The sequence below is a fragment of the Klebsiella sp. Ech2A genome (genome assembly GCF_030078455.1).
Classification (GTDB): Bacteria; Pseudomonadota; Gammaproteobacteria; order Enterobacterales; family Enterobacteriaceae; genus Klebsiella; species Klebsiella terrigena.
Window position 1 is genome coordinate 1 of record NZ_JAQGFU010000165.1, and the last position, 9982, is coordinate 9982.

A 9982-nucleotide genomic window follows, 5' to 3' on the forward strand; every position below is an offset into this window, starting at 1 on the left:
GACCATCGGTGGTGCGGCGTGACGCAGCTCGCCTGGGATGAGAAAAGCGGGCAAAAAATCGCCCAGATGCTTGAGCTCAATCTGCCGGCGGAAATTGCCGCCGCCGTTAGCGCCGAAGCGGTGGCGCAGTCGACCGGCGTCGAGACCGGCTGCGGCGGGATCGCCTATCCCGCAGGAGGCTGGCTCTGCCCGCAGCAGCTGACGGCCGAACTTCTCGCGCTGGCGGCGACCCGAGGTCTGCAGGCGCGCTATGGCTTTAAGGTGGAGACGCTCACCGCCGGGAGCGACGGCTGGCAGCTGAACCAGAGCCAGCAGCATGCCGTGGTGGTACTGGCGAACGGCCATCAGCTGACGACCTTCAGCCAAACCGCGCAGCTGCCGGCCTATCCGGTGGGCGGCCAGGTTAGCCATATCCCGACGACGCCGGGGCTTTCTAAGCTGCGCCAGGTGCTGTGCTATGACGGCTACCTGACGCCGCAAAACCCGCGTAACCAGCAGCACTGTATCGGAGCCAGCTATCATCGCGGGCAGACGGAAACGGCGTTCAGCGCCGAGGACCAGCGGCAGAACCGTCAGCGCCTGGTAGACTGCTTCCCCAATGCGCAGTGGGCCCAGGAGGTCGATACCAGCGCCAACGAGGCCCGCTGCGGCGTGCGCTGCGCCACCCGCGACCATTTACCGATGGTCGGCAACGTGCCGGACTATGAGGCTACGCTTGCCCAATACGCTCAGCTTGCCGGGCAGAAGGAGGATGCGCCCTCTGCGCCGGTGCATAGCAATCTCTATCTTCTTGGGGCATTGGGATCGCGCGGGCTGTGCTCCGCGCCGTTAACGACGGAAATTCTGGCGGCACAGATGAGCGGCGAACCGCTGCCGATGGATCGCGAAACGCTGGCGGCGCTCAATCCTAATCGGCTATGGGTAAGGAAACTGCTGAAGGGAAAAGCGGTGAAATAATCCGTTGAGGTAGCCCGGATGGCACTCTCCGGGCTATTCCCCGACCTCGCAACGCGCGGCCAGGGCTATCGAGCAGGCTATTTAGCGTTTTGCCTGCTGATACAATTTATTCCACATATCCTGAACGAGGATCTGGTCCGGCGGCGAAAGCTCTCCCGCGCCGATCGCTTTTTCCAGGCTACGAGTCACCCGGTCACTGATCGCCTGCGGCGAGTGATCGTCTCCGCCTTCCAGCTCGGCTACCGCCAGCGTCAGGTGGCCACGCAGATAGCCGCCGGCAAACAGTTCATCATCGCTGGCGTGGTCTACCATTTCGTCGATTAGCGCCAGAATGCGTGATTCAAACTCCGCGAGCATTGTCTTTCCTCTTCTAGTGTAAAGCGTGGCCTTAGTGCAGGTCTTCCGGCCACGGAAATTGTTCTGCCGTCAGTGGCGGCGTTTGATAATATTTTTGTAATGCCTGAATAAATCGTGCCGGACGCTCCGGGATCCCCTGCTGCAGATAGCTCATGACCTGGGCATGGACCCGCCGCTGAAAGGCGATGCGATCGGGCTCGACGTCCCCTTCCAGGTTGTCGCAGCTGACGTTGAACGGGAAACCCGCCGCCACGCAAAACAGCCACTCAAATGCCTGGGGTTTCACCTCGACGTCTTCAAACTGGCTCTGCGTCATCGCATCCCGGCCGTCCGGGCAGTACCAGTAGCCGAAATCAACCTGCTCACGACGCGCTTTCCCGGCAATACACCAGTGCGAAATTTCGTGCAGGCCGCTGGCATAAAAGCCGTGGGCAAAGACGATACGGTTAAAAGGTACGTCGTTATCAGCCGGAAGATAGATCGGTTCGTCATCGCCTTTAATCAGACGGGTATTAAAATCGCCGGCGAAGCAGCCGTCAAAAATAGCGATCAGCTGCTCATAATGGTGTTGCTGTTGCATTAATTCATTCCCAACCACTGCAGGATTTCCGCCCCGTGGCTGTCATAAAGAAGTTTCGCACTCATCACTGCGGACACGACCACGATCATCGGTCGAATCAGCGATTGCCCTTTGCTCAATACCAGCCGTGAGCCGGCGCGGGCGCCGATAAACTGCCCCGCCATCATCACGAATCCGGTCGCCCAAATCACTTTGCCGCCAATAATAAACAGCAGCAGCCCGCCAAGGTTGGAGGTCGCGTTGAGCACCTTCGCATGAGCGGTTGATTTTGCAAGGTTGAACCCCGCCAGGGTGACAAAGGCCAGGGCGTAGAACGAGCCGGCGCCCGGGCCGAAGAAGCCGTCATAGAAACCCACGCAGCCGCCGGCGATAAGCGCGAACGGCAGGCCGTACAAGCGACGCTGGCGATCGGCCTCGCCTAATTTTGGCATCAGCAGAAAATAGAGGCCAATGCCGATAATCAGGATCGGCAAAATTTGCCTGAGGATATCGGACTGCACGTGCTGTACCAGCAGCGCACCGCCGGTGGAGCCGATAAAGGTCATCAGAATATTAAGCTTCTGATCGGCGAGGTTCCCCACCTTGCGGCGGATAAAGTAGAGCGACGCCGAGAGCGAGCCGCCGCAGGCCTGCAGCTTGTTGGTCGCCAGCGCCTGCGCCGGAGGAAGCCCCGCAGCCATCAGCGCCGGGACGGTCAACAGCCCGCCGCCGCCGGCCAGAGAATCGATAAATCCGGCGAGAATAGCGACGAAGAAAAGCACTACCAGCACCGTGGGCGAAACCATAAACAGGTCGATAAAACTATCCATTAAAGAACGTGCTCATCCAGTAGCGCCTGGCAGGAAGGCGGCAGCGGAGGCGGCGTCTTCTTCACAGGAGGGGTTGATCCGGGTTTCGGGGGTTCGAACCAGCTTTGCAGCTCAGCACCGCAGCCATCGCCGGCAGGCGGCGGCGCCTGCTCTTCGCACTCCAGGCTTCCGGCAGGGCAGCGCAGGCGAACGTGCATATGCGCACGGTGCTGGAACCACGGGCGAACCTTATGCAGCCAGTCGCGATCGCTTCCGGCATCGAGGCAGAGCTGCTGTTTGATGGCCGGGTTAACGAAGATGCGCGTGACCTCGCTATCTTCCGCCGCCAGCTTGATCAGCTGGCTAATTTGCGGGCTCCAGCGCGCCGGGACAACGCGCTTGCCGTCGCCGGAGACCAGGTCCAGCGCCTGCGGCTTCAGCAGCTGCGCCGCGCTCCAGCGCGTCTGCGGCAGCTGGAGGAAAATATCCACGTCCAGGCCGCTCTGATGGCTGGCGTGGCCGCCGTTAAAACGCCCGCCGGCGGGCATGCCCATATCGCCAATCAGCATCGTCCCCATTCCCCGGCTATGCACCTGATTGCTCAGGCGCTGGATAAACCGGACAAGATCGGGGTGGCCGAAATAGCGGCGCTGGTCGGTACGCATCACCTGGTAGTTTACCGAGTTCAGCGGCAGCGCCTGGGCTCCCACAATACAGCCGTTAGCAAAAGCGCCGATAGACTGCGCGCTGCCGGCTATCGGCTGGGTGATTTTTTGCCACGGCGTTGCCGCAGAGCAGGCAGAGCTGGCCACGAGCGCCAGCAGAGCGATAACGGTTTTTTTCATCGATTACCAGCGTGGAATTGATGTCGTCACGTCGCCGTTTTGCGCGCGTTGACGCATAAAGTGATCCATTAACACGATCGCCAGCATCGCTTCCGCGATCGGCACCGCGCGGATCCCCACGCACGGATCGTGCCGCCCTTTGGTGATCATCTCGACTTCTTCGCCAAAGCGGTTAATGGTATGCCCCGGAACGGTGATACTGGAGGTCGGCTTCAGCGCAATATGCGCAACAATCTGCTGACCGCTGCTGATCCCGCCGAGCACGCCGCCCGCATGGTTGCTCTGGAAACCGGCTTTGGTTATCTCATCGCGGTTTTCGCTGCCGCGCAGCTTAACCACCTCAAAGCCGTCGCCAATCTCAACGCCTTTCACCGCATTGATGCTCATCAGCGCGTGGGCAATGTCGGCATCCAGGCGGTCGAATACCGGCTCACCGAGTCCCGGAGGCACGCCATCGGCTACGACGGTGATTTTTGCGCCAATCGAGTCGCCCTCTTTTTTCAGGCCGCGCATCAGCTCATCAAGCGCGTCGATTTTATCCGGATCGGGACAGAAGAACGGGTTCTGTTCAACCTGCTCCCAGTCTTTAATGGCCAGCGGGATATCGCCCATCTGGGTCAGGCAGCCGCGGATGACGATGCCAAACTTCTCCGCGAGGAACTTCTTGGCGATCGCCCCTGCCGCAACGCGCATCGCGGTCTCGCGCGCCGACGAGCGTCCGCCGCCGCGATAATCGCGCAGGCCGTACTTCTGCTCGTAGGTGTAATCCGCGTGGCCGGGACGAAAAACGTCTTTAATCGCACCGTAATCTTGCGAACGCTGGTCGGTATTCTCAATCAGCAGGCCAATACTGGTGCCGGTGGTGACGCCTTCGAATACGCCGGAGAGGATCTTAACCTGGTCCGGTTCGCGACGCTGGGTGGTATAGCGCGAGGTACCGGGGCGACGGCGATCCAGGTCGTGCTGCAGATCGGCTTCGGTCAGCGGGATGCCCGGCGGTACGCCGTCGACGATGCAGCCCAGCGCCAGGCCGTGCGACTCGCCGAAGGTGGTTACGCGAAAGAGTTGTCCAATTGTATTTCCTGCCATCACGGCTCCGTCATGTTTGCGTGTTGTTTTTACTTTTAGTCTTTATAAATACCGAAATGCACCCGGGCGGCGATCAGCTGCGGTTTGGTCAGCATAAACACGCCGTCTCCGCCGTTATCGAACTCAAGCCAGGTGAACGGGACATCCGGATACTGTTCAATCAGATGTACCATGCTGTTACCAACTTCACAAATCAGAATGCCGTCATCGTTGAGGTAATCCGGGGCGCAGGCGAGGATCCGGCGGGTCAACTTGAGACCGTCGCTGCCTGAAGCCAGCCCGAGCACCGGCTCATGGCGATATTCGCCCGGCAGATCGGACATATCTTCTTCATCGACGTACGGCGGGTTGGTGACGATCAGGTCATACTGCACCTTCGGCAGATCGCGGAACAGATCGGAGCGAATCGGCGTAACCTGATGGATCAGCCCGTGCTCTTCCACGTTTTGTTCGGCGACGGCCAGCGCGTCAGGGGAGATATCCACCGCGTCGACTTCCGCTTCCGGGAAGGCATAGGCGCAGGCGATGGCGATACAGCCGCTGCCGGTGCACATATCGAGGATGTGCTGCGGCTGATGGTCGATCAGTCCGGCAAACTGGTTTTCGATAAGCTCACCAATCGGCGAGCGCGGCACCAGAACGCGTTCATCGACGTAAAACTCGTGGCCGCAGAACCAGGCTTTGTTGGTCAGATAGGCGACAGGAATGCGCTCGTTGACGCGGCGAATCACGCGCTCAACGATGCGGTGCTTTTCACTGGAGGTCAGGCGCGCAATGCGCATGTCTTCCGGAATGTCCAGCGGCAGGTACAGCGAAGGCAGCACCAGCTGCACCGCTTCGTCCCACGGGTTGTCGGTGCCGTGACCGTACCAGATATTCGCCGCGCTGAAGCGGCTTACCGCCCAGCGCAGCATGTCCTGAATGGTCTGCAGCTCATTGACTGCTTCATCAACAAAAATTTTATCCACGCCATCCTCCAGGACACGCTCTACTGTAAATTCGGCGGCTAGTTTGCCACGAAGACGGCGATAAATCAGCATTCTTACGTCAGGCAGAGGGGGAAAAGTACGTTTTGCTTGCCCGGATCTACTCCGGGTCGGGTAAACTAGCGCAAAGAAAAGATGAGAGTGGGCAATGAAAAAGAAAACATCGCTTAGCGTGGAGGATCAGACGCTGTTCCGTCAGCTCATGACCGGCACGCGTAAGATTAAGCAGGACACTATCGTTCACCGCCCGCTGCGCAAGAAAATAACCGAAGTGCCGCCGAAGCGCCTGCTTCAGGAGCAGGCCGACAACAGCCACTACTTTTCGGATGAGTTTCAGCCGCTGCTGAATACCGAGGGGTCGGTAAAATACGTCCGTTCGGACGTGAGCCACTTTGAGTTGAAAAAGCTGCGCCGCGGAGACTATTCGCCCGAGCTGTTTCTTGACCTGCACGGTTTAACCCAGCAGCAGGCAAAGCAGGAGCTGGGCGCGCTGATTGCCGCATGCCGCCGGGAACACGTATTCTGTGCCTGCGTAATGCACGGCCACGGAAAGCATATTCTCAAGCAGCAAACGCCATTATGGCTGGCGCAGCATCCGCATATTATGGCCTTCCATCAGGCGCCAAAAGAGTACGGCGGAGACGCCGCACTGCTGGTGCTGATTGAGATTGAAGAGTGGCAACCGCCGGAGCTTCCGTAATACGTCGGCTCCGGGGGGAGATTAGATAGCTTTAGCCATCTTCAGGTTGCAGGGGCTCATCTGCCAGTTGAATTCGCCCTTGCCGTTGGCATCGAGCGTCACGCAGGCAATGGCCGAGGTCGTGAACATCGGGGGAGTCTCTCCCGGGCAGAGCTCTGAGACGAGGTACCCCACCAGCGGCAGGTGAGAAACGACCAGCGCCGTTTTCACACCCTCATTCGCCAGCGCCTGAAGATAGGCGTTGACCAGGCCAACGTCTCCACACGGCGTCAGCTCCGGCATGACGTCGACGTTCTTCGGCAGGTTCATGCACTCTCTTACGATATCCAGCGTCTGTTCTGCACGCAGATAAGGACTCACAAGAACCCGCTCAATATCCACTTTCTGGCCTTTCAGCCAGGTTGCCATCTGACGAGACTCATCACAACCGCATGCGGTTAATGGACGAACCGAGTCACTGGCTGCATCGAGGGCAGCGTCGCCGTGACGCATGATAAAAACTTGCATATTGCACCGCTTTTGTTAACCAGAAGCACCGTAGTCTTGCCCGCGAAGGTAATACGCAGTCGACTCAGTGGCCGGGCATTGTGCCTGATCCATCCAACGAATGAAACGCTGTTTTTTACCTCAGTGGCGTAAGTATAGTCAATGATTGTTGACAAAACAGCCAATCGACAGCGTCATTCATCGTCGGATTTATCTTCTTTGACCAGAACTTAGGTCGTCCGTTCGCCAGCGGGCCAAAACGTCGCCCCCTGCTCGGCCATGCGCAATAAATTTTCACATGGCGTAAAACGCGGGCCGTACTGAGCGGCCAGACGCTGCAAAATTGCAACCACTTCACCCGCCCCGAATGTATCCATATAGCGGAACGGGCCGCCAAGAAACGGCGGGAAGCCAATACCAAACACGGCGCCGATATCGCCATCGCGGGCGCTGCGAATAACCTGCTCATCGAAGCAGCGCGCCGCTTCATTGAGCATCATCATCACGCAGCGTTCCGCCACCTGCTGCGCCGACAATCGCGCCTGCGGGGCAGAAATCCCCAGTAGCGAATAAATTGCCGCATCGGGTCGTTTTTTGCTTGTACGCCCTTTTTTCTCATAAAGATAGAAACCGCGGCTATTTTTTCTGCCTTTGCGATCGTCATTCAAGATCGCATTAATGATATTTGCAGGCGGGCTAAAACGTTCTCCCCACGCCGATTCCAGAACGGGAATAATTTTGGTGCCGGTGTCGATACCCACTTCATCAAGCAGCTGGATAGGCCCTACGGGAAAACCGAATTTAACCAGGGCGTTATCGATATGCTCAACGGGTTCGCCTTCCATCAGTAAACGCATCGCCTCGTTAATGTAGGGGGCGAGAATGCGGTTAACGTAGAAGCCGGCTTTATCCGCCACCACGATCGGCGTTTTGCCCTGCATTTTTGCCAGCCGGACCACCGTGGCGACGGCCTGCGGGTCCGTATGCTGGTGCGGGATAACCTCCACCAGCGGCATTTTTTCAACCGGGCTGAAATAGTGCAGGCCGATCACCCGCTGAGGCCTGCTGGCCTGCGCCGCGATCGCGGCGATCGGCAGCGACGACGTATTGGAGGCAAAGATCGTCTCCGGGCCGCAATGCTGCTCTATTTCGGCGACCATTCGCTGTTTGAGCGCTAAGTCCTCGAATACGGCCTCGATCACCACGTCGCGGTGGGCAAACCCTTGATAATCCGTGGTCCCGGAGATAAGCGCCAGCTGGCGATCGCGCTCGCTGGCGCGCAGGTAGCGCCGGCGTACCTGCTTGTCCAGCAGCGCCCAGCTGTACTTCAACGCATGGTTAATTCCACTGGCCTGAATATCCTTGATTCGCACCGGCAATCCGCCCTTGCTGGCGGTAACCCAGGCGATCCCCCCGCCCATCAGGCCGCCGCCGAGAACGGCGATGCTGTTTAAAGGTCCGGCTTGCGCATCGGCGCCGCGATCTTTCTTCAGCTCGGTGCTGGCGAAGAAAATGGAGCGGAGCGCCTGGGATTGCGGCGTCATCGCCAGCTCGCCGAAGGCTCGCGCCTCCTCGGCGTAGCCGCTGCTGCAGCCATGAGCCAGCCCGTTCTCAATGACCTGCAGAATTTTTTTCGCAGCGGGATAGTTGCCCTGGGTCTTCTGCTGCGTCTTTTTCGCCACCAGGCGAAACAGCAGATTACGCCCTAGCGGACCGGCAAGAACGCGCTCGCGCATTGGCATGTTGCGGCTTGCCGGACGCCCTTTCAGCGCCAGCTCCACCGCCGTTTGCAGTAAAATAGCCTGCGGCACTACATCGTCCACCAGCCCGGCCTTAAGCGCCTGTCTGGCGCGCAGCTGTTTGCCGGTGAGGATCATCTCCAGCGCGCTGCTAACGCCAATCAACCGCGGCAGCCGCTGCGTGCCGCCGGAACCCGGCAGCAAACCCAGCTGCACCTCAGGAAGACCAAGGCGAGTTTTATCATCATCGCTGCAGACTCGCCCGTGGCAGGCCAGCGCCAGCTCAAGGCCCCCGCCAAGGCAGGCGCCGTGGATAGCGGCGATTGCCGGAATAGTCAGCCCGTGGAGCTCGGCCATGATCTGCTGCCCCTGACGAGCCAGCGCCTCCGCCTCTTCCGCGCTGGTACAGCGAGCAATCATATTGATATCCGCCCCGGCGATGAAGTTGTCCGATTTAGCAGAAATAATCACCACGCCGCGCAGGGATTTGTTATCGCGGATCTGGCGGATGATAGCCCGAACCTGGCTGCCAAATTCGGCCTTCAGGGTATTCATTTTTTCGCCGGGCGTATCGATGGTAATAACCGCCACGTTGTCCGGACGAATATCGAGAGTAAACGCCGATGCAGAAGTCATTACTCCACCTCCAGAATCATGGCGGCGCCTAAACCACCCGCCGCACAGGCGGTGACCAGACCAAACCCGCCCCCTCTGCGCCGCAGCTCGTGAAGCGTTTGCGTGATCATCCTCGCGCCGGTCGCGGCAAAAGGATGGCCGTAGGCAATGGAACCGCCGAGGACGTTAAACTTGCTGTCATCCACTTCGCCAGTGGCCTGCGAGCGGCCAAGCACTTCGCGGGCAAAACGATCGCTTGCCAGACACTTCAGGTTGGCCAGCGTTTGCGCGGCAAACGCCTCATGCATATCGATAAGGGTTAAATCGGCGAGGGTTAGCCCCGCCCTTTCCAGCGCCAGAGGCGTTGACCACGCCGGCCCCAGCAGCATGTCCTGCTGAACGCCGATGGCGGTGAAGGCGTAGCTGCGCAGATAGCCCAGCGGGGTTAATCCCAGCTCTTTCGCCCGGGATTCCGTCATCATTATCACCGCCGCGGCGCCGTCGGTTAACGGCGTACTGTTGGCCGCGGTGACCGTGCCGTGCTTGCGATCGAAGGCCGGACGTAACTTTTGGTAATCAGCAAGGGTAGAATTCTTACGAATATTGTTATCGCTTTCTACAGGCTCGCGGAACGGCGGCGCGTAGGCGGTCATCACTTCTGCTGAAAGCTTTCCCTCCTCCCAGGCTTTGGCCGCCAGCTGGTGTGAGCGAAGCGCCAGCGTATCCTGCTGTTCACGGCTGATGCCCCAGCTTTTTGCCATCTGCTCGGCGGTATCGCCCATCCGCAGCCCGGTCGAGTATTCGGCGACGGCGGGCGGTATCGGTAAAAGATCGCGCAGG

The 9982-nt window shown here is 59.3% G+C and carries 11 protein-coding genes; 2 read left to right on the plus strand and 9 right to left on the minus strand.

The features are described from left to right. On the plus strand, window positions 1-957 hold a 957-nt coding region (mnmC1, locus tag PFH44_RS21255; RefSeq protein ID WP_283826063.1), incomplete at its 5' end, for an FAD-dependent 5-carboxymethylaminomethyl-2-thiouridine(34) oxidoreductase MnmC1. An 81-nt stretch (window positions 958-1038) separates the two neighbouring features. On the opposite strand, the gene PFH44_RS21260 is transcribed toward mnmC1, so the two are convergent. From PFH44_RS21260 to prmB, 6 genes are read right to left on the minus strand one after another with little or no spacing between them, the layout of a single operon-like run. Then, entirely contained in the window at window positions 1039-1314 is a 276-nt protein-coding gene (locus tag PFH44_RS21260; RefSeq protein ID WP_123709424.1) for a YfcL family protein, read from the minus strand. 31 nt (window positions 1315-1345) lie between these two features. Further along, a complete protein-coding gene (locus PFH44_RS21265; protein ID WP_283826064.1) occupies window positions 1346-1894 on the minus strand; it encodes an elongation factor P hydroxylase in 549 nt (182 codons plus the stop codon). Next, a complete protein-coding gene (locus PFH44_RS21270; protein ID WP_283826065.1) occupies window positions 1894-2703 on the minus strand; it encodes a sulfite exporter TauE/SafE family protein in 810 nt (269 codons plus the stop codon). Before PFH44_RS21270 ends, PFH44_RS21265 begins: the two co-directional genes overlap by 1 nt. Beyond that, entirely contained in the window at window positions 2703-3527 is an 825-nt protein-coding gene (gene mepA / locus PFH44_RS21275) for a penicillin-insensitive murein endopeptidase (protein ID WP_045856123.1), read from the minus strand. The genes PFH44_RS21270 and mepA overlap by 1 nt, the downstream gene beginning before the upstream one ends. Before the next feature lie 3 nt (window positions 3528-3530). Next, the gene (aroC, locus tag PFH44_RS21280; protein ID WP_041146610.1) at window positions 3531-4616 is read right to left on the minus strand and encodes a chorismate synthase; all 1086 of its coding nucleotides are present in this window, start codon (window positions 4614-4616) and stop codon (window positions 3531-3533) included. Between the two features lie 35 nt (window positions 4617-4651). Beyond that, on the minus strand, window positions 4652-5584 hold the full coding sequence (gene prmB, locus PFH44_RS21285; protein WP_045856126.1) for a 50S ribosomal protein L3 N(5)-glutamine methyltransferase: 933 nt from the start codon (window positions 5582-5584) through the stop codon (window positions 4652-4654). A gap of 166 nt (window positions 5585-5750) precedes the next feature. Between prmB and smrB the strand changes: the two genes are divergently transcribed. Further along, window positions 5751-6302 carry an endonuclease SmrB gene (gene smrB / locus PFH44_RS21290; RefSeq protein ID WP_045856128.1) on the plus strand — a complete coding sequence of 184 codons (552 nt, stop codon included), beginning with the start codon at window positions 5751-5753 and terminating at the stop codon, window positions 6300-6302. Window positions 6303-6323: 21 nt separating this feature from the next. Here smrB and sixA read toward each other — a convergent pair whose 3' ends face one another. From sixA to PFH44_RS21305, 3 genes are all read right to left on the minus strand, one after another. Continuing rightward, on the minus strand, window positions 6324-6809 hold the full coding sequence (gene sixA / locus PFH44_RS21295) for a phosphohistidine phosphatase SixA (RefSeq protein ID WP_283826066.1): 486 nt from the start codon (window positions 6807-6809) through the stop codon (window positions 6324-6326). Window positions 6810-7018: 209 nt separating this feature from the next. Beyond that, a complete protein-coding gene (gene fadJ, locus PFH44_RS21300) occupies window positions 7019-9163 on the minus strand; it encodes a fatty acid oxidation complex subunit alpha FadJ (protein WP_283826067.1) in 2145 nt (714 codons plus the stop codon). Continuing rightward, window positions 9163-9982 (minus strand): acetyl-CoA C-acyltransferase (locus tag PFH44_RS21305; protein WP_283826068.1); only part of this gene is annotated, 820 nt, incomplete at its 5' end. The genes fadJ and PFH44_RS21305, both read right to left, overlap by 1 nt.

Bases quoted from the DNA above. Each gene is read 5' to 3' on its own strand.
- PFH44_RS21260 (WP_123709424.1), bottom strand. From the start codon at position 1,314: ATGCTCGCGGAGTTTGAATCACGCATTCTGGCGCTAATCGACGAAATG.
- PFH44_RS21265 (WP_283826064.1), bottom strand. From the start codon at position 1,894: ATGCAACAGCAACACCATTATGAGCAGCTGATCGCTATTTTTGACGGC.
- PFH44_RS21270 (WP_283826065.1), bottom strand. From the start codon at position 2,703: ATGGATAGTTTTATCGACCTGTTTATGGTTTCGCCCACGGTGCTGGTA.
- mepA (WP_045856123.1), bottom strand. From the start codon at position 3,527: ATGAAAAAAACCGTTATCGCTCTGCTGGCGCTCGTGGCCAGCTCTGCC.
- aroC (WP_041146610.1), bottom strand. From the start codon at position 4,616: ATGGCAGGAAATACAATTGGACAACTCTTTCGCGTAACCACCTTCGGC.
- smrB (WP_045856128.1), top strand. From the start codon at position 5,751: ATGAAAAAGAAAACATCGCTTAGCGTGGAGGATCAGACGCTGTTCCGT.
- sixA (WP_283826066.1), bottom strand. From the start codon at position 6,809: ATGCAAGTTTTTATCATGCGTCACGGCGACGCTGCCCTCGATGCAGCC.
- fadJ (WP_283826067.1), bottom strand. From the start codon at position 9,163: ATGACTTCTGCATCGGCGTTTACTCTCGATATTCGTCCGGACAACGTG.